This window comes from Terrabacter tumescens, assembly GCF_014646815.1.
In the GTDB taxonomy this organism is placed as follows: Bacteria; Actinomycetota; Actinomycetes; order Actinomycetales; family Dermatophilaceae; genus Terrabacter; species Terrabacter tumescens.
On record NZ_BMNZ01000008.1, the window covers coordinates 100,565 to 119,712 of the forward strand.

At 73.6% G+C, this 19,148-nt stretch carries 16 protein-coding genes; 12 read left to right on the plus strand and 4 right to left on the minus strand.

All coding sequences use genetic code 11. The features are described 5' to 3' along the window. The first annotated feature begins 59 nt into the window (after positions 1-59). From IEY30_RS18785 to mgtA, 4 genes are all read left to right on the plus strand, one after another. Positions 60-656 carry a LysE/ArgO family amino acid transporter gene (locus IEY30_RS18785; RefSeq protein ID WP_030202462.1) on the plus strand — a complete coding sequence of 199 codons (597 nt, stop codon included), beginning with the start codon at positions 60-62 and terminating at the stop codon, positions 654-656. A 209-nt stretch (positions 657-865) separates the two neighbouring features. Continuing rightward, positions 866-1,024 (plus strand): hypothetical protein, encoded by a 159-nt coding sequence (locus IEY30_RS18790; RefSeq protein ID WP_156035468.1) that lies wholly within the window; start codon positions 866-868, stop codon positions 1,022-1,024. Further along, a complete protein-coding gene (locus IEY30_RS22195; protein WP_030202460.1) occupies positions 1,021-4,080 on the plus strand; it encodes a helix-turn-helix transcriptional regulator in 3,060 nt (1,019 codons plus the stop codon). Before IEY30_RS18790 ends, IEY30_RS22195 begins: the two co-directional genes overlap by 4 nt. Before the next feature lie 100 nt (positions 4,081-4,180). After that, entirely contained in the window at positions 4,181-6,901 is a 2,721-nt protein-coding gene (mgtA, locus tag IEY30_RS18800; RefSeq protein WP_081920640.1) for a magnesium-translocating P-type ATPase, read from the plus strand. Here the strand turns inward: mgtA and IEY30_RS18805 are convergent. Next, positions 6,828-8,048: an MFS transporter gene (locus tag IEY30_RS18805; protein WP_030202455.1), complete on the minus strand. Its 1,221-nt coding sequence runs from the start codon at positions 8,046-8,048 to the stop codon at positions 6,828-6,830. The genes mgtA and IEY30_RS18805 overlap by 74 nt on opposite strands. A 57-nt stretch (positions 8,049-8,105) precedes the next feature. Between IEY30_RS18805 and IEY30_RS18810 the strand changes: the two genes are divergently transcribed. The 4 genes from IEY30_RS18810 to IEY30_RS18825 all read left to right on the plus strand — a co-directional run bounded on the left by IEY30_RS18810 (position 8,106) and on the right by IEY30_RS18825 (position 11,817). Next, the gene (locus IEY30_RS18810) at positions 8,106-9,101 is read left to right on the plus strand and encodes an ArsR/SmtB family transcription factor (protein WP_052358929.1); all 996 of its coding nucleotides are present in this window, start codon (positions 8,106-8,108) and stop codon (positions 9,099-9,101) included. 57 nt (positions 9,102-9,158) lie between these two features. After that, the gene (locus IEY30_RS18815; protein ID WP_030202445.1) at positions 9,159-10,160 is read left to right on the plus strand and encodes a peptidoglycan-binding protein; all 1,002 of its coding nucleotides are present in this window, start codon (positions 9,159-9,161) and stop codon (positions 10,158-10,160) included. Positions 10,161-10,275: 115 nt separating this feature from the next. After that, positions 10,276-10,596, plus strand: a complete 321-nt coding sequence (locus IEY30_RS18820) for a DUF2853 family protein (protein WP_030202442.1) — start codon at positions 10,276-10,278, stop codon at positions 10,594-10,596. 216 nt (positions 10,597-10,812) lie between these two features. Beyond that, the gene (locus IEY30_RS18825; RefSeq protein WP_052358927.1) at positions 10,813-11,817 is read left to right on the plus strand and encodes an NHL repeat-containing protein; all 1,005 of its coding nucleotides are present in this window, start codon (positions 10,813-10,815) and stop codon (positions 11,815-11,817) included. On the opposite strand, the gene IEY30_RS18830 is transcribed toward IEY30_RS18825, so the two are convergent. Continuing rightward, on the minus strand, positions 11,787-12,827 hold the full coding sequence (locus IEY30_RS18830) for a DUF3800 domain-containing protein (protein ID WP_052358926.1): 1,041 nt from the start codon (positions 12,825-12,827) through the stop codon (positions 11,787-11,789). The genes IEY30_RS18825 and IEY30_RS18830 overlap by 31 nt on opposite strands. Positions 12,828-12,983: 156 nt before the next feature. Here IEY30_RS18830 and IEY30_RS18835 point away from each other — a divergent pair, with 156 nt between their 5' ends. Together IEY30_RS18835 and IEY30_RS18840 are read left to right on the plus strand one after the other, a co-directional pair. Continuing rightward, on the plus strand, positions 12,984-13,655 hold the full coding sequence (locus IEY30_RS18835) for a cobalamin B12-binding domain-containing protein (protein ID WP_052358924.1): 672 nt from the start codon (positions 12,984-12,986) through the stop codon (positions 13,653-13,655). 117 nt (positions 13,656-13,772) lie between these two features. Beyond that, positions 13,773-14,012 carry a hypothetical protein gene (locus IEY30_RS18840; RefSeq protein ID WP_030202433.1) on the plus strand — a complete coding sequence of 80 codons (240 nt, stop codon included), beginning with the start codon at positions 13,773-13,775 and terminating at the stop codon, positions 14,010-14,012. On the opposite strand, the gene IEY30_RS18845 is transcribed toward IEY30_RS18840, so the two are convergent. Beyond that, entirely contained in the window at positions 13,996-14,925 is a 930-nt protein-coding gene (locus tag IEY30_RS18845; protein WP_043417306.1) for a LysR family transcriptional regulator, read from the minus strand. The two genes, IEY30_RS18840 and IEY30_RS18845, sit on opposite strands and share 17 nt — an antisense overlap. A 71-nt stretch (positions 14,926-14,996) precedes the next feature. On the opposite strand from IEY30_RS18845, the gene IEY30_RS18850 reads away from it, so the two are divergent. Together IEY30_RS18850 and IEY30_RS18855 are read left to right on the plus strand one after the other, a co-directional pair. Beyond that, positions 14,997-16,274 (plus strand): MFS transporter, encoded by a 1,278-nt coding sequence (locus tag IEY30_RS18850; protein ID WP_030202428.1) that lies wholly within the window; start codon positions 14,997-14,999, stop codon positions 16,272-16,274. Next, positions 16,243-18,453 carry an acyltransferase family protein gene (locus tag IEY30_RS18855; protein WP_162181026.1) on the plus strand — a complete coding sequence of 737 codons (2,211 nt, stop codon included), beginning with the start codon at positions 16,243-16,245 and terminating at the stop codon, positions 18,451-18,453. The genes IEY30_RS18850 and IEY30_RS18855 overlap by 32 nt, the downstream gene beginning before the upstream one ends. Here IEY30_RS18855 and IEY30_RS18860 read toward each other — a convergent pair. Further along, positions 18,443-19,135 (minus strand): SDR family NAD(P)-dependent oxidoreductase, encoded by a 693-nt coding sequence (locus tag IEY30_RS18860; RefSeq protein ID WP_030202416.1) that lies wholly within the window; start codon positions 19,133-19,135, stop codon positions 18,443-18,445. The two genes, IEY30_RS18855 and IEY30_RS18860, sit on opposite strands and share 11 nt — an antisense overlap. Positions 19,136-19,148: the final 13 nt, after the last annotated feature.

The window sequence follows — 19,148 nt, forward strand, 5'->3', positions numbered from 1 at the left end:
TAATGATGCTGTAGGAACCTTCGCTTCACTGAAGCAGCGTCCGCCCGTACCGTCGGCGGGTGACCTCCCTCCTGCCCGGCTTCCTCACCATGGCCTCGCTCATCGTGGCCATCGGGGCCCAGAACGCCTACGTGCTCCGGACCGGGCTGGCGCGCCACCACGTCGGGCTCGTCGTCGCCGTCTGTGCCGTCAGCGATGCGGTGCTCGTCATGGCCGGGGTGCTCGGCGTCGGTGGTCTGGTCACGGCCCACCCGGGACTGCTCACGGTCGTCCGGTGGGTCGGCGCGGCATACCTCGTCGGCTACGGCGTGCTCTGCCTGCGAAACGCCCGCCACCCCAAGGCACTCCAGGCGGAGGGCGCCCAGGCGTCCCGGAGCGGCGTGCTCGCCACCGTCGTCGCGCTGACGTGGCTCAACCCGCACGTCTACCTCGACACGGTGCTGCTCGTCGGGTCGCTCGCCAACCAGCACGGCCCCGACGGACGCTGGTGGTTCGCAGCCGGCGCCGCTGCCGCGAGCCTCGCCTGGTTCGCCTCCCTCGGCTACGGTGCGCGGCTGCTGGCGCCGCTCTTCGCCCGCCCCGCCACGTGGCGCGTCCTCGACGTCGCCATCGCGGTGGTCATGTTCGCCATCGCCGCCACCCTCGTCCTCGGCTAGGACTGACTTGGCCGTTGGCCTGCGCAGCCCCGCCGGTCCTTCCACCCGCCTGAGGCGGCGGCGAGCGCCTACCTCAGACGCGCCACACGGCATACGCCATCGGATCTGAGGTAGGTGGTGCGCGCGGATAGGGAGGTCGTCCGATGTGGGGCCCTACCTCAGCGGCCGAGTCTGGAGGAGTCCAGAAAGGCACGAGCAGAGGAAAGACCATGATCGAGCACTACAGCGACCTCCGGGCAGTCCAGGCCGAGATCGAGTCCCGCTACCCCCAGCGCCGTCGCACCCGTCGCGACTCGTCGCTGGAGGTCATCCGCCGCACGATGGCACGCAACACCCGGGAGGAGAACGGCCAGGGTCGCCGGAGGTGACCACGGCGACGGAGGCCGTGTCCCCGCCAGCCGCACCGATGTCGGTGGAGTACGCGATGATGCCGCGTATGCCGCTGCGCACCGGCCCCATCATCGGGCGGGACACCGACCTGTCCCGGCTCGCCGACGCCATCGGACTGCGCCCCACCGGGGGCGTCCAGCCCGGTGGCGTCGTCGTGCTGTCGGGCGACGCAGGCATCGGCAAGTCGCGCATCGTCGGCCAGCTCGTCACCGACGCCACGGACGTCGGGTGGTTCACCGCGATCGGCCACTGCGTCGGGCAGGCCGGCAGCAGCCTCGCCTACCTCCCCTTCGTCGAGCTCGTCGGCACCATCGACGCCGGCCACCCCGACGTCGTCGAGCGCGTGCTCGACACCCACCCCAGCCTCGGTCACCTCCTGCCCGCACGTGCCGACGCGCACGATCCCGAGCGAGCCGGACGCGCCACCGACCCCGGGCAGGTCGCCGAGGCCGTGCACGCGCTCCTGTCGGCGCTCGGCGACGAGCAGCCCTCCCTCGTCGTCGTCGAGGACGTCCACTGGGCCGACCACTCGTCGCGCGACCTCATCACCCTCCTGCTCACGCGCGGCTTCACCAGGGCCGTCGGGCTCGTCGTGACCTACCGCTCCGACGACCTCTTCCGCCGCCACCCTCTCCACGACACGCTCGCCGTCTGGGCGCGCATCGCGGGGCTCGAGCACGTCGAGCTCGCCCCGCTGACCGACGACGCCGTCCGAGAGCTCGTCTCCGGCGTCGAAGGCGCGCCGACCGACGCCGCCACGAGCTCCGAGATCGCGCGACGTGCCGAGGGCAACCCGTTCTTCGCCGAGGAGCTCGTCGCGAGCGCCGCGGCGGGTCAGGCGCTGACCGGCGGCCTCAGCCGCGTCCTTCGCGCCCGTGTCGAGCAGCTCGACGACACCGCTCAGCGCGTGCTGCGCGCCATCGCCCTCAAGGGCGGCCAGTTCATCGGCCACGACCTGCTCTCGCGCGTCCTCGCCCTGCCCGACGAGACCCTCGAGGCGGCCCTCGCCGCCGCCGTCGAGCACCACGTGCTCGAGGCGCGCTGGCCCCCGGCCTACACCTTCCGCCACGCCCTCCTCGGCGAGACCGTCGCCGACAGCCTGCTCCCGGGCGAGCGCCTGCGCCTCCACCGGGCGTATGCCGCCGTGCTGGCCGAGCGCCCCGACCTCGCCCCCGCGTCCGAGCTCGCCCGCCACGCCGCTGCGGTGGGCGACCTGCCGACGGCGGTCCGGGCCAGCCGCGCGGCAGCCGAGTCGGCGATGGCCGTCGGTGGCCCCCAGGAGGCCCTGCTCCACCTCGAGCGGGCCCTGACGTGGCTCGGCGAGGACGACCTCGAGCGCGACGAGGTGACGCTCGGCGCCTCGCGCGCGGCGATGGTCGCCGGCGACTCGATCCGCGCCATCGACCTGCTGCGTGACCGGCTCGACCACCCCGGGACGTCCCAGCACCCGGGCGCGCGCGCCGACCTGCTCGCGACGCTCGTCATCCGCTCGCGCATCCTCGACCTGCCCGTCGACTCGATCGCCCTGACCGACGAGGCCCTCTCGCTCATCGGTGAGGAGGCCGACGAGCGCCGCGTCCGGGTGCTCGTCGCGCGCGTGCAGGCCCTCGTCGACAACGGCTCGTTCGTCGAGGCGGCCGTCGTCGGCAACGAGGTGTCGCTGCTCGCCGAGCGGCTCGGCCTCGGGGTCGCGCTGGCCGAGGTGCGCACCATCCTCGCCCGGGTGCTCGAGGCGCAGGAGGACCTGGAGTCGGTCGAGGCGCACCTGCACGCGGTCGTCGCCGACATCCCGCCCGACGACCCGCTCCTGCTGCGGGCCCTGCACCAGCTCGCGTCGCTGGCGCACCGCCGGGGCGACCTGCCCGGGTCGCTCGCGCTCTACGACCGCGGCGCCGACGTGGCCCGGCACCTGCACCGCGAGTGGGCCCCGTGGGGACAGGAGTGCCGCCTGCTCGGCGGCCTCACGGCATACGAGCTCGGTGACTGGGACGGCGCCGTGCGCCGACTCGACCTCGCAGGACGACCCGCGCCCCAGCCGGGGCGCACGATCTTCACGGCGGCCGCGCTGTCCGTGCGGGCCGGTCGCGGCGAGCCCGTGGACCCCCACCTCATAGCGGCGCTGCGCGAGTGGTGGCACGTCGACGGCCTCTGCGTCGTGCTCACGGTGATGCCGGGCGTCGACGTGCTCGGGCAGGCCGGCGACCTCGCCGCCGTGCTCGACCTGACCGAGGCCGCCGTGAGCGTCCTCGACGCCGCCTGGGGCGAGTACCACGCCGTCGCGCGGCTCGCCGCGGTCGTCGCGGGCCAGGCGGCGGCCCTCGTGCCCCACGCCGACCCTGATCTGCGTGCGCGCGCCGTGGCGCTCGTCGACGACCTCGCCGACCGGGCCCGCCGCATCGGCCAGCTGCGGCCGGCGGTGGAGAAGGCGAGCCGGCCCAAGTTCGAGCGCTCGGCCCGGCAGTCGCTCGAGGACACGAGCCGCGAGACCTGGGCGTGGATCGCCCGGCTCGAGGCCGAGGTGCTGCGCCTGCAGCGGGTCGCCGGGCTCGAGGACCCACCCCCCGTCGAGGAGCTCGTCGACGCCTGGCGCGAGAGCGCCGCGGCGTTCGAGCGCTACGGGCACGTCTTCGAGACCGCCCGGTCGCGGGCCCGGCTGGCCGCCGCGCTGCGAGCCGCCGGAGACGTCGCCGCGTCGAGCGAGGTCGCCGAGCAGGCCCGCGAGGTCGCGGTCCGCCTCGAGGCCAAGCCGCTGCTCGCCGAGCTCGACGACGTGCGACCGGGCCCGGGCGCCGGCCGTACGGGGACGGGTCGGGCGGCCGTCGGTGACGACGAGGGTGCGGCCGAGCTGACGCCGCGCGAGCTCGAGGTGCTGGCGCTGCTCGCCCAGGGCCTGACCAACGGCCAGATCGGCAAGCAGCTCTACATCAGCACCAAGACCGTGAGCGTCCACGTGTCCAACCTGCTCGCCAAGCTCGGCGCCTCCGGTCGCACCGAGGCTGCGGCCATCGCCCGCCGGCGCGGCCTCGTGACGTGATCCGCGGACGGGCCTGCTGACGTGACCCGCTGACGTGACCTCGCCCTCGGTGTGACACAGATCGTGAGCCACGCCCCGGTTCGAGGAGCACCATGAAGGGGTGAGCTCCGGGGTGCTGGCACCGAGCAGCGCGGCGGCGTCCGTCCGGGCCGCCGCGGGCCGACCCGCACCCGAGGTGCTGAGCTCGCTCGGGGTCGACCCGGCTGCCGGTCTCAGCGCGGACGAGGTGGCTCGACGGCGGGTCACGTACGGCCCTAACGCGATCGCCACTCACCACGCGCGAGTCCTCACCGTGCTGTGGCACCAGCTCAACTCGCCGCTGCTCGGCCTGCTCCTCGTCGCGGCGACGGCGTCCTACTTCGTCGGGGAGAAGAGCGACGCCGTCATCATCGGGGTCATCGTCGTCGTCTCGGTCGGGCTCGGCTTCGTCAACGAGTACCGCGCCGAGCAGGCCGCCGCGTCGCTGCACTCCCAGGTCAGCCACGAGGCGGTCGTCCTGCGCGGCGGCGCGTTCGGCCGCGTCGACGTGACCTCGCTCGTGCCCGGCGACGTCGTTGAGCTGAGCCTCGGCGAGGTCGTGCCGGCCGACATCCGTCTCGTGTCCGTCGTGCGGCTCGAGTGCGACGAGTCGGTGCTGACCGGCGAGTCCCAGCCGGTCGAGAAGTCCACCGAGGTGGTCGACGGGAGCGCCACGCTCGCCGACCTCACCGGGTGCGCGCTGATGGGGACCGTCGTGCACGCCGGGAGCGGGCGTGGCGTCGTCGTGGCCACGGGCTCGCGGACCGAGTTCGGCGCCATCGCCACCGGCCTCGGCACCCACCAGCTCGACACCGAGTTCCAGGTCGGGCTGCACCGCTTCTCGATGCTGCTCGTCAGAGTCGCCGGCGCCCTGACGACCTCGATCTTCGTCATCAACGTGCTGCTCCACAAACCCCTCCTCGACGCCCTGCTGTTCTCGCTGGCCATCGCGGTCGGCATCACCCCGCAGCTGCTGCCGGCCGTCGTCTCGACGAGCCTGGCCGCGGGCTCGCGCCAGATGAGCCGGCGCAAGGTCCTCGTCAAGCGGCTCGTCTGCATCGAGGACCTCGGCGACATCGACCTGCTCTTCACCGACAAGACCGGCACCCTGACGGCCGGCCGCATCGACTACGCACGTGCCGTGCCCGCGGCCGGGCAGCGCTCGGACGACGTGCTGCGGTGGGGCCTGCTCTGCGCCGAGAGCGCTCCGGCAGGCGCCGGCGGCACGGTGGCCGTCGGGAGCAACCCCCTGGACGAGGCCCTGTGGGAGTCTCCCGCCACGGCCGCGGTCCGGGAGTCTCTGACCGCCCACGAGGTGCTCGGTGCGCTGCCCTTCGACCACGAGCGCCGGATGCTCTCCGTCGTCGTCCGCGACGGGGCCGGGGACCTGCACCTCGTCACGAAGGGTGCACCAGAGACGGTGCTCGAACGCTGCGTCGACGTCGCGCCCGAGACACGTGCCGCCCTCGACGCGGAGTTCGCGGCCGGCAACCGCGTCGTCGCCGTCGGGAGCCGTCCGGTCAGCTCACCCCGCGCCCCCGAGCCCGCGGACGAGCACGACCTGCGCCTACGGGGACTGCTCGTCTTCCTCGACCCGCCGAAGCCGGACGCCGCGGCGGCGCTCGGCCGGCTCGCTTCCCTCGGCATCCGGGTCAAGGTGGTGACGGGCGACAACGCCGTCGTCGCGGCCAAGGTGTGCCGGGACCTGGGCCTGCCGGGCGACGCGGTCCTCACCGGGAGCGACCTCGACGCCCTCGACGACGAGCACCTCATCGACGCCGTCAGCGCCACGACCGTCTTCGCCCGGGTCAGCCCGGAGCACAAGGCGCGCATCGTCCGGGCGCACCGACACGGCGGAGGGGGCGTCGCGTTCCTCGGCGACGGGGTCAACGACGCCGTCGCGCTGCACGCCGCCGACGTGGGGATCTCGGTCGACTCGGGCACCGACGTCGCCAAGGACGCGGCCGACGTCATCCTGCTCGAGAAGAGCCTCGACGTGCTCGCGGACGGCGTCGTCGAGGGCCGGCGCATCTTCGCGAACACGCTGAAGTACGTCCTCATGGGCACGTCGAGCAACTTCGGCAACATGGCCTCGGCGGCCGGGGCCTCGCTCTTCCTGCCGTTCCTGCCGATGCTGCCCTCGCAGATCCTGCTCAACAACCTGCTCTACGACACCGGCCAGCTCGCCATCCCGACGGACCACGTCGACCCGGAGCAGCTGCGACGGCCGTCGCACTGGGACATCGCCTTCATCCGGCGCTTCATGCTGCTCTTCGGACCACTCAGCTCGCTCTTCGACTTCCTCACCTTCGGCGTCATGCTCTGGGTCTTCCAGGCCGGCCCCGACCTCTTCCGGTCGGGCTGGTTCGTCGAGTCGCTCGCGACGCAGACGCTCGTCATCTTCGCGATCCGCACGCGCGCGGTCCCCTTCTTCCGCAGCCACCCGAGCCTCCCGCTGACCCTCGCTGCCCTCGGCGTCGTCCTCGTCGGGGCGGTGCTGCCGGCGACCCCGCTGGCGGCGACCCTGGGCTTCGCGCCCCTGCCCGGCGGCTTCTTCGCGGCGCTCGTCGTCATGGTCGTCGCCTACCTCGTGCTCGTCGAGCTCGGCAAACGGTGGTTCTACCGGCCCGCCGCGCCGCCGCGTTCGGGAGTGCCGACCGACCTGGGCAACCGGTTCGTCCGGCGCCGCGCCGCACGCTTCAGCGTCGCCGCCACCCCGACCCGACCGCTCAGCCGACCGCTGAGGTCGAGGCACCCACGAGGACCCCGGCCCCCGGGCGCGAACGACGCAGCCCGGGCGTGACGGCGAGAGACACGACGACGGACGCCACGGCCATGACCCCCATCGCGTGCGCCGCAGCGACAGGGCCGACCCCCAGGCCACTCGCCACCGCGCCACCCAGCAGGGCGCCCAGGGCCTGGCCCACCATGAGGCCGGTGCCCTGCAGACCGAAGACCTGCCCTCGGGCCTGACCGTCGGTGTGCGAGACGAGCCGCTCCTGCAGGGGCAGGCTCGCCGAGTAGCCCACGGACGCCACGAAGGCGAGCGACGCGGCATACGGAAGCGACGGGACGAGGAAGAACGCGAGGTAGGGTACGGCGAGCAGCAGGCGCAACGGGCCGATGAGTCGGTCGCGCACCCCGACGTCGAGGAAGCGGCCGACGACGACGTCGCCGATGAGCATGCCGGCTGCGGTCACGGCGAAGAGGTAGCCGGCGCCCTCCCCCGCGAACGGCACGAAGAGCGCCTCGCAGCCGACGATCAGGCCGTTGGGGACCCACATCGTCAGCAGGAGCGGACGGACCACGCGCGAGCCGAGCAGGGCGCGGTTCACCTCGCGCGTTCGGCGGACGAGGGAGGCTCCCGCGTGGCGCGGAGGGTGGTCCGAGAGGCCGAGGCGCAGCAGGAGCACCGCGACGAAGAGGGCTGCGCCCGCACCGAGGAAGAGCTGGGTCGTCGTGAAGGTGATGAGGAGCAGGCCGCCGATGCCGTAGCCGACGATCTGCATGCCGCCGACCGCGATGTTCATCGTGGCTCGGCCGAGGATGAAGCCGTCCGGCGGGAGGATGTCGGAGACGAGAGCCATCATGCTGCCGCCGAGCGCCGAGGTGATGAGCGGACCGACCGCGAGCAGCGCGAAACGCCAGCCCCATCCGAGCCCGGGAAGTGCCTGGAGCAGGTCGGTCACCATCGTCGTGCTGGCGACGAGGACGAGGGCGGTGCGCGGCCGCACGAGGTCGGACCCGGAGCCGAAGAGCGTCTGCCCGACGAGGCGCATGAGGGGCGCGCCGAACATCGCGAGCGCCGTCAGGACGGGCGACGCGGTGGCCGCGAAGGTGATGGTGCCCAGCGCGAGGGACGCGACGGCATACGACCCGACGTTGAGGCACTGGACGACGAAGAGGACCCGGAACTCACGGACGGCGAACAGCTGGCGGTAGGTCTTCACCCGGTCACCCTGACGGCCTGACGTCACCCACGCTAATGTTTCGGACGGAGGCGAAACATGGGGACGTGGCGGATCTCGGCCGACCTGCTGGCGCGGAGCCGCTTCGTCGTGTCCCCACGCATCGAGACCGTGGCCGCCCTCAACGACCTCGTGCGACCCAGCGACGCGGCCGGACGTGCCTTCGCCGCCGCACACCGGGAGTCCTTCGAGGCGATGCTCGCCGAGCACCCTCGACGCCGTGCCGTGCTCGAGCACAGCTGGCGCCCCGGCTGGATCTCCGACTGGCTCGCGCTGCCGCCCGACGGTCCGGGACGCACCTTCGCCGAAGAGATCCAGGACGTGCGGGCGTTGGGGGACAAGCAGGTTCGTGCCCACCTGAGGGAGAGCACGCCCGAGCAAGCCCTGCCGCACAGCCTGACCCGACCGGGCGTCGCAGAGCACGCGGCTCAGCTCCTCGAGTGGGTGTGGACGCACGCGCTCGCCACCGACTGGGCCCGCCGCGAACGCATCCTGCGCGCCGACATCGTCTCTCGCACAGCGAGACTCGCCACCCACGGTTGGGCGGCGGTGCTGCGCGACCTGGGTCGGGACCGTGAGTGGCTCGGCGACGGGCAGCTGCGGATCAACCGCTACGACCTGCCCTCGCGCGTGCTGGATGACGACGCCGACCTCTACTTCGTGCCTGCCCACGGCACCGCGACGTGGGTCGGTTGGCACCTGCCGAGCCGCTACGCCATCTACTACCCCGTCACCGGCGCGCTCGCCGAGGTCGACGGGCAGGCCGACGACGGGCTCGAGCGGCTCGTCGGGAGCGCGAGGGCCACCCTGCTGCGCACGATCGACGAACCGTCGAGCACGAGCGCCCTCGTCGCCCGCACGGGTATGCCGTTGGGCTCGGTCGGCGACCACCTCAAGGTGCTGCTCGCGGCCGGCACGGTGCTGCGCCGGCGCTCGGGGCGCGAGGTGCTCTACTGGCGCACCGCGCTGGGCGACGCGCTCGTGGCATCGGGCCGGGGAGTTCTCCCCATGTACCGCAACGGCGCCCGGCCCTAGCGTCGGCGCTGCGGACGCGCCCGCGTCCACGCCATCGACACGCGATCAGGGGTCGTCATGTGTGAGCTCCAGGAAACCACCAGTCCCTCCGTCGGCCGCCGCACGCTGATCCGTGGCGCGAGCGGCCTCCTCATCGGTGGCGGGCTCGTCGCCGCCACCGCCACGGCCGCCCAGGCCGCCACCTCGCAGAACGGCTGGTCCGCCGGCTCGTCGTCCGTCGTGCCGCTCAGCACCCTGTCCGTCGGTGCGGCAACCTTCCCGGCCGGCGTGCGCCGCGGCGACGTCCACATCGTCCTCGGCTACGTCGCCCGCCGCTTCGACCGCGAGGTCGAGGCCCTCGTCAAGGGATGGTGCTGGGGCCACAGCTACCGCGTCATCTCGGGCAGCACCTCGCTGTCGAACCACTCGAGCGGCACCGCCATCGACCTCAACGCACCGCGCCACCCGCTCGGGAAGTCCGGCACCTTCAGCGCCACGCAGCGCTCGCACATCCGCTCGATCCTCAACTCCTGCAACGGGGTCGTGCGCTGGGGCGGCGACTACTCGGGCCGCAAGGACGAGATGCACTTCGAGATCAACGTGCGTCCGGGCGACGCGCGGCTCGCGGCCCTCGCCAAGCGCATCGGCGGCGGAGGCGGCGGCACACCGGCGCCGGCCCCGGTCGCCTGGACCACGGTCAAGCGCGGCGCGAGCGGCTTCCGGGTCACGGCGATCCAGCACCTGCTGCGCCAGCGCGGCTACAGCCTCACGGTGGACGGCTCGTTCGGCCCGACGACGCAGAGCCAGGTCATCTCCTTCCAGCGCGCCAAGGGCCTGGGCGCGGACGGCATCGTCGGCGCCAAGACGTGGTCGGCCCTCGTCGTCACCGTCAAGCGGGGGTCGAACGGCCAGGCGGTGGTCGCGGCCCAGAAGCTGCTGACCCATCGCGGCTACTCCCTCACCGCCGACGGGGTCTTCGGAGCCATGACGGCGACGAAGACGCAGGCCTTCCAGCAGTCCCGCGGCCTGACGGCCGACGGCGTCGTGGGCGCCCGGACGTGGGCCAAGCTCACCGCCTGACAGCGGTCGCACAGGAGCCTCGGGGTGAACGCCCACCCCGAGGCTCTTCTCATCGGCGCCGCGCGGGTTTAGCGTCGCTCGTGTTCCAGCCAATCAACGAAGAGGGGCACGGCACATGGCAGAAGACTGGGCAGCAGACGTGAAGAAGTACTCCACCGACGCCGACGACGCAGCCATCAAGGGCATCGTCCGACACTGCGGCATCGCCTTGCAGAAGCGCGACTCGGCACTCGTGTCGTTCAGCGACAAGAGCGAGACCGACCGCGTGCGTGACGGATTCATGAAGAAGAAGCTCGGCCTCACCGACTCCGACGCCGAGCTCGACGCCTCGCTGGCCGAGGTCGGCCAGACGCTCAAGGGCGACCGCACGAAGAACCGCGTCACCGTCTACTACCTGCTCGCCGAGAAGCACGGGAAGCTCGACCTCTTCCGCTGATCCCGTCTCGCAGGACGCGAGAGCACGTATGCCGCCGGTCCGAGCCCGGCGGCATACCCGCGCGTGGTGACCGTCAGGGGCCGCCAACGGAACACGGAACGAGGGCTGTGAGGCAGACGCGACCCCGACGCCGACCTCGATGCCGAGCGCGGCGCGACCCTCGACAACGCCCGAGCGCCCCTTCCGAGGACGGCGGTCGTGTGCGCAGGATGGGGAATGGACACTCACACGCCCAGCCCCCGACCACTGCCCCGCCCCACCCGCCGTGCCGTGCTGACGACAGCAGCCGCCGGCGCCCTCGTCGCCCTCACCGCCCCGGCGGTGTCTGCCGCCGCCGGTGGGCGCTCGCCCGCGCCCGAGACGGTGGCCCTGCCCGACGGCATACGCCCCGAGGGCATCACGTCGGGTCCCGGGACGACCTACTACGTCGGGTCGCTCGCCGACGGCCGCATCGTCACGGGTGACCTGCTCGCGGGCACCGTGGCCACCCTGCTGCCGGGCGCCGCCGGGCGCGCCCTGCGCGGGCTCTTCCACGACGACCAATGCGGCGTCGTCTGGGCGGTCGGCGGCATCACGACCGGCTCGGTCACCGAGGGCCACGTGTGGTGCGTCGACGCGACGACGGGCGCGGTCATGCACGACGTCGTCGTCCCGGGAGCGGGCTTCCTCAACGACCTCGTCGTCACCGATTCGGCCGTCTGGGTGACGGACTCGAGGGTCGACCGGCTGACCGTCATCACGCACGACCACGCGACCATGTCAGTGAGCGGACCGACGTTCGTGCCGCTGACCGGCGCGTGGCCCGCCGGTGACGGAGTCGCCAACAACGCCAACGGGATCCGACTGCTGCCCGACGGCGAAATCGTCCTCAACAACAGCCGCGTCGGCGGGCTCTGGCAGGTCACGCCGGCCACGGGCGCGACCCGCGAGATCCCGGTGCGCGGAGGCCTCGGCATCATCGGCGGCGACGGGCTCGAGACGGACGGCTCGGTCCTCTACAACGTGCGCGGCAGCGGCCAGTACGAGGTCTCGATGCTGCGCCTCGCTCCGACGGGCACCGGGTGGTCGGCGAAGTGGACCGGCGCCCGCACCGACGACACCCTCGACATCCCGTCGACGGCGACGCTCGCCGGTGGCTGGCTGTGGGCCGTGAACGCCCGCTTCGGCGCGGCCTCACCGGGCACGGCGAGCTACTGGATCACGCGCCTGCCAGCCGTCTGACGAGGGCGTATGCCGTCACGTCCCTCGTGGACGTCGACCCACGTCGAGCGTGGGCTGACGTAGGGCGAGATCAGCTCGACGAGCACCGGATCTGCCTCTCCTGCAAGGACGTGCGAGGCGACCCGCCGTGCGGCGCCGGCCAGGAAGTCGGCCAGCTGCACGCGCGGGTCGTCCTGCGAGTCGACGAAGCTGATGCCCTCGAGCGAGTCGGACCACCCGTCGGCGCTCGACCCGACGGCGGTGCGGATGGCGGCATCGGTGAGGGTCGCCTGCACGTCGTGCACGACCCAGAGCGGGCGGCCCGCGCCTCCCCAGTGGCGCAGGACCTCGGCGAGCGCCGGCACGATCGGGTCGAGCGCACCGCGTCCGCGTGCCACGAGGGCGAGCAGGCCCTCCGGGTCGTCGGGCACGGCCGCGACCACCGAGCGCACGAGCTCGCCCGAGTCCGCCGGGAGGCCGGGCAGGTCCGCCAGCCCGACGAGGCCACGACGCAGCGCCGACGCGCTCGCCGCCGCGTCCTGGAGCGAACGGGCCCGTACGACGTCGTTGAAGTCCGCCAGCACCGTCTCCCACGCCGCCGGGCCGAGGCGTCGCGAGGCCGATCGGTGCAGCAGCTCCACCCGGCGGGCGACGTCCCGTTCCGACGGGGCGCCGTCGCTGCCCTCCCCGCCGCCGAGCAGCGCCACGAGGCGGCCGGTGAGGTGCAGCGCCTTGTCGGTCAGGTGCACGTGGGCACGGCCGAGGAGCGGGCCGTCCTCACCGAGGAGCCACTCGAGCAGCCGCCGGTTCTGCGGTCGCAGGACGACGCTCGCCTTGACCTCCGTCGCGGGCGAGCGCGCCTCGACGCGCACGCGCTCGATCGTCGCGAGGGCGGCGCCGGTCGTGACGTCGACGCTCGCGTGGGCGAAGGTGTCGGTGCTGCCCCGGACGAGCTTCTCGCCCTCCGAGCCGGACTCGTCGCACGCCACCTCGAGGAGGACGGCGGTGCGCGAGGGCGCGGCGGACGGCATATCTCATCCTGTGCCGCGGGCGACGGCTCGCCAACCGACTTTGCCCGGAAGGGCACGATTCGGTCACGACCGTGGGCAGATCGGCTCGAACGGGTACGACGCGTCAGTTCTGACCCCGGACCTCGCGGTCCCCGACCCGCGGAGAGGAGCCCGACCATGACCACGTCACCCGCGCCGACTCCCGACGACTGGCGGGACGCCCTCCAGCGCACGCTCGAGGCGTTCGACGAGGCCGGCGGGCACCGCGTCCTCAGCCAGGTCTTCGAGCAGCTCGGTGTCGAGGACGCCCTCTCGCTCGTCGTGCTCCCCTACCTCCACGACGTCGGGGAGCGGTGGTCCGCCGGGTCGATCGGCGTGGCCCAGGAGCACTTCGCGAGCAACGTCCTGCGCTCGCGGCTCTCGGTCCTCATGGGCGCCGACGAGCGTCCCCACGGTCCGATGGCGGTGCTCGCGTGCATGCCCGGCGAGCACCACGAGTTCGGTCTCATGGCGACCTCCATCGTGCTGTCCCGACTCGGCTGGCGCACCAGCTACCTCGGCGCCAACACCCCGACGTCCGAGCTCGCCCTGGCGGCCCGGACGCTCCAGCCGGAGGCCGTCGTCGTCGCCGCGCACCGCGCCACGGCCTTCGCGGCCCACGCGCCGGCGCTGCGCCGGGTGGCGCGGTCGACGACGGTCCACCTCGCGGCCCAGGGCGCCACCGACGAGGTCGCCGCCCTCTGCGACGCGGCCAGGCTCGACGGTGACCCGATCTGGGCGGCCCGCGCCCTGCACGCGGCGTTCGGCGACGTGGGGACGCCGGATCTCGCCGAGGACACCCCCGCCTGAGACGCGACACCCCGGACCCTGCCGGGCCACCGCCCGCGCTGCGTGACCCCTGCGGCGATAGGCTCGTTTGCCGTGCCCACGCACCGTGATCCGCAGGACCCGACCGATGGAGCCCTCATGACCGCAGGACCGACCGGACACCCGGACCGCATCGAGCAGGTCGCGCCCGTCGAGCAGGTCGAGCCCGTCGAGTCCGTCGAGTCCGCGGACCAGGTCGAGCCGCTCGGGTCGGGGCTCATGGAGGGCAGCGGGCGCAAGGGGCGCGACGCACGCCTCGGCCTCGTCATCGCGGGCATCGCCGGCGCGGCGCTGCTCGTCGGTGGCCTCATCGCCCTCGTCATCACGATGGCCGGCTGAGCGCCGCCAGCGCGACCGACCGGCCCGAGCGGGTCACGAACTCCTCGAAGGCCGCCACCGTCGGGTCGTGGGCGGGGTTGCGCACCATCGCGCCGATGGTCCGCAGCGCCTGCGGGTGGTCGAGCCCGACCGGCACGACGTCACCCTCTGGCGCGAAGGCCGGCAGGATGGCCACGCCCAGCCCGGCGCCGACGAGTCCCCTTGCGGTGTGGACGTCCTCGGCCTCGAAGCCGACGCGCAGCGGCACTCCCGCGTCGGCGTAGATCTCCTCGACGCGACCGCGCAGGCCGAAGCCGGTCTTGAGCACGATGAGCTCGTCCCGGGCGACGGTGGCGAGCCGCTCGACCGAGACCGAGCCGGAGCCCGCGACGGGGTGCGAGCGGTGGACGGCCACGACGAGGGGCTCGTCGTAGAGCACGGTCGTCGAGGCTCCGGCGACCTCCGGCGGGGAGGCGACGAGCGCGACGGTGCAGCGGCCGGCTTCGAAGTCGTCGAGCGCCTTCTGCCGCGAGCCCTGCGCGAGCTCGAACCGCACGCCCGGGAACCGGTCGCGGAACCGCCGGATCAGGGCCGGGACGACGGCCTCGCCGAGCAGGGTCTGGAACGACAGGCTCACGGTGCCGTGCCCGACGACGCTCGAGCGCGTCACGACGTCGACCCCGCGCTCGAGGGCGCCGACACCCTCCTGGGCGAAGGGCAGCAGGGCGCGGCCGGCCGCCGTCAGCGCGATCCCGCGCCCGTCGCGCTCGACGACGGGCGTGCCGAGGAGCTCCCCGAGCCGGGCGAGGGCCCGGCTGACGGTGGGCTGCGGCATGCCGAGCACCGCGGCGGCCGTCGTCACCTGGCCGACCTCGGCGACGACGACGAAGACCGGCAGCAGCTGCACGACGGCCCGGAACTCGGCAGGTCTCATGCGCTGATCGTATGAGTCGGGGCCCTGACATGCATTGGTGCGATGCGTCGCGCCGACCTAGCGTCGAGCGCATGACCTGGGCCGGACACCTCCCCGCGAGCCGCGAGTACCGCCGCATCCTCGTCGGGCTCGGGGCGGCCGGCGTCGCGACCTTCGCCCAGCTCTATTCGCCACAGGGCCTGCTCCCGACGCTCGCGCGCGGCCTCGAGGTGAGCCCCGCCGACGCGGCCCTGTCCGTCTCGCTCGCGACCCTCGGCGTCGCGCTCGCCGTGCTGCCCTGGTCGTGGGTCGCCGACCGGGTCGGCCGCCTGCGCGCCATGCAGGTCGCCATCATCGCCTCGACCGTGCTCGGTGTCCTCGTCGTCCTCGCCCCGGGCATCGAAGCGCTCCTCGCGCTGCGCCTCGTCGAAGGCATGGCGCTCGGTGGCCTGCCCGCCCTCGCGGTCACCTACCTGCACGACGAGGTCCATGCGCGGCACACGGCTGCGGCCGCCGCGGCCTACATCTCCGGCACGACGATCGGCGGCGCCGCCGGTCGGCTCATCGCCGGACCGCTCGCCGGCATCGTGGGCTGGCGTCCTGCGCTGCTCACCGTCGCTGCCGTGTGCGCGATCGCCTCGATCGTCTTCCTGCGCCTCATGCCCCGTCCACGTGGCTACCGACCGACGACCGCGGCGACCGTGCGCACGGTCGCGGACGGCATACGCACCAGCGTGCGCGACCCCGCGCTGCTCGCGCTCTACGCCCAGGGCGCGCTGCTCATGGGCGGCTTCGTCGCGGTCTACAACTACCTCGCCTTCCGCCTCGAGGGGCCGGAGTTCGGGCTGCCCGCGACGGTCGGGTCGCTGATCTTCGCCGCGTATGCCGCGGGCACCGTCAGCTCGCGACTGACCGGCCGCTGGGTGCCGCGTCTCGGACGGCGGCGCGTGCTCGTCGCGGGCACGACGACCATGGCCGCAGGCTCCCTGCTCACCCTCTCGAGCGCGCTGCCCGTGGTCGTGGGCGGCCTGCTCGTGCTCACGGCCGGCTTCTTCGCGGCGCACGCGACGGCCTCGGCGTGGGTCGGCGCGCGCGCCACGACCGGGCGCGCGCAGGCGACGGCGCTCTACAACGTCTGCTACTACAGCGGATCCGCGCTCGTCGGGTGGCTGCTCGGCTACGCATGGTCGGGCCCGGGATGGGGTGCGGTGGTCGGAGCCGTCGTCGCGCTCGCGGTCCTCGCTGCCGGGCTCGCCCTCGCGGTGCTGCCCGCCCGCTCCCCCGCTCGTGCCGCCGTTACGCCTCCGACGGGACCCGGCGCGGTGCATGCTGTCCCGCATGACCGACGGTCCGGTGGGGGGACCACGTAGGGCGGACATCCAGGGCCTGCGGGCCGTGGCAGTGCTCGCCGTCATCGCCTTCCACGTCTTCGGCTGGCCCGGCGGCGGCTACCTCGGGGTCGACGCCTTCTTCGTCGTGTCCGGCTTCGTCATCACCGGGGTGCTCCTGCGCGAACGGGACCGGACGGGCCGGATCTCCCTGCGCGCCTTCTGGATCCGACGGGCACGGCGCATCCTGCCGCTCGCGCTCGTCGTCATCGCCGCCGTGGTCGTGGTCGCGCCGTGGGCCTGGGCGGGGGCCAAGGTCGCGTCCGTCCGCGCCGACGCGCTCTGGGCGACGCTCTTCGCCGCGAACTGGCACTACGCCGCGCGTGCCGACAGCTACTTCGACACGGGCTCGGCGCCGTCGCCCCTGCTCCACTACTGGTCGCTCGGCGTCGAGGAGCAGTTCTACCTCGCGTGGCCGCTCCTCGTCGTGCTGGCCGTCGCCGTCGCCGGTGGTGTGCGCCGTCACCGGGCCGCGGTCGCCGCGCTGGCCGTCGCCGTCGGCGCCGCCTCCCTCGTCTGGGCCGCCCTCCAGAGCACGTCGGACCCGACGACCGCCTACTACTCGACGCTGACGCGCGCGTGGGAGCTCACGCTCGGCGCCGCCCTCGCCACCCTGCCTGCTGGAGCCGGCGCTCAGCGCCGGAATGCCGTGCGACTGCGCCTTGCAGCCCGCACCGCGCTGTCGTGGGCGGGGCTCGCGACGCTCGTGACGGCATACGTCCTCGTCTCCCCGGACACGGGCAGCCCGTGGCCGGCGGCGCTCTGGGCGGCGGCAGGGACGGCCCTGGTGCTCGTCGCCGGCATCGGTGCGCCCGTCCCGGGAGCGGTGGTGCTGACGAACCGGGTGAGCGGCTACGTCGGCGACATCTCCTACGGGCTCTACCTGTGGCACTTCCCGCTCGTCGTGCTCGCGCCCGCGGTGCTCGCGACGACGGGCGCCGCCACCACGGCGGTCGTGCTCGTCGGCACCCTGGCCCTCGCCGCCATCTCGCACCACCTCGTCGAGCGCCCGATCCTCGACGCGCCCCGCGTGCGACGGCGCGGGGTGCTCGCCGCGGCCGTGGCGCTCGTGCTGCTCGTCGCCGGCGTCGGAGGCGCAGCGGCCGCGCGGCCCGACCTCTTCTCGGGCGGGACGGTCGTGGCGGCCGCGGAGCCCGACGGCGCGGTGCCGCCCCCGGTCGGCGAGGCCCCCGAGACGACTGAGGCGCCGGCCACGCCCGAGGCGACGTCTACCCCGTCGCCGCCGAGCCTGTCCGCCGCACCCACGCCGACACCGACCCAGACACCGACGCCGACCGGATGGACTCCCATCCCCTTGGGCGCCACGGGAACCCGCATCCAGGACGGACTACGCGGCGCGCTCGCCTCCAGCTCGTGGCCCGCCGACCTCAACCCGTCACCGGACCAGTGGCAGACGACCGCAGACCAGCGGGCCGCGATGAGCGCGTGCACCGCGACCGGTGCCGCGGACCCCGAGTCGTGCACGTTCGGCAACCGCGCCGGGCCCGAGATCATCGTCTACGGCGACTCGATCGGCTTCCCGCTCCTCGCGACGGTCGAGAAGGCGTACGGCGCGCGCTACAAGGTGCGCGGGATGACGAAGATCGCGTGCGCCGTCAACGGCGTCGACGCGAACTACGGCAAGGACGAGTGGGCGGTCCCGTGCGTCAACCACCGGAAGATGGTCCTGGACTACGTGCGGCGGGTGAGGCCGAAGGTGCTCATCATGACCGAGACGTACTCGTGGGCGGTGCGGCTCAAGTCCGGCGCCAAGGGGGCGGCGTCGGCGAGGGAGTGGCTCGCCGCCGACCAGAGGTTCGTCGACTCGGTGCGCGGCAGCGTCGGCACCGTCGTCATCGTCGCGCCGTCGATGCCGGGCGTCGCCTTCCTCGACTGCTACCGACCGGGCGGCTCGCCGGGAAGGTGCGTCACCGGCATACCGACGTGGTGGGCGCGCACCCGCGACGTCGAGAAGAAGGTGCAGCACGCGGTCTTCGTCGACACGACGCACTGGTACTGCGTCGACGACCGCTGCCCGATCTTCACGACCACGACCGGCACGGTGCTCAAGGGCGACTACCTCCACACGTCGGTGCAGTACGCGCGGCAGCTCGCGCCCGACCTCACCCATCTGCTGCGGGCCTCCGGCGTCAGGCTGTGAAGGCCGTCGACGGCAGGTCGCGCTCGTCGTCGGCGAGGGCCCGCACGACGCGCTCGGCGACGGCCTCGGGGTCGAGGCCCTGCGGCAGCCGGGGCGCCTCGCCGGCGACCGGACGGGTCGCGAGCCCGGTCTCGGTGTGCGGCGGGCGCACGTCGAGCACGCGGATGCGGCGGCGGCGCAGCTCCGTCGCGAGCGCCGCGTCGAAGGCCGTGAGCCCCGCCTTGGCGGCGCTGTAGGCGGCCATGCCCGGCATCGCCTTCTCGGCGACGACGGCGCTGACCTGGGCGAGGAAGCCACCCTCCGGGATGATGCCGAGCGCGGCCCGGGCCAGGCGGATCGGCGCGACGAGGTCGAGGAGCAGCACCTCGTCGAGCGCGTCGTCGTCGAGGTCCTCGACGGCACCGAACGCGACGACGCCGGCCGCGTTGACGACGCCCGTGAGCGGCGCGGCCTCGGTGGCGGCGCTCACGACCGAGGCGGGTCCGTCGGGCTTCGTCAGGTCGGTGACCACCGTCGTGACGACGGCACTGCCGAGCTCGTCGGCGAGCGCCGTCAGCCGTGGCTCGTCCCGGCCGGACAGCGTCACCCGGGCGCCCGAGGCGACGAGCCGTCTGGCGATCGCTCCGCCGAGGCCACCTGTCGCGCCGAGGACGAGGACATGGGCTGCGGCGAGATCGGTCACCGAGACATCATCA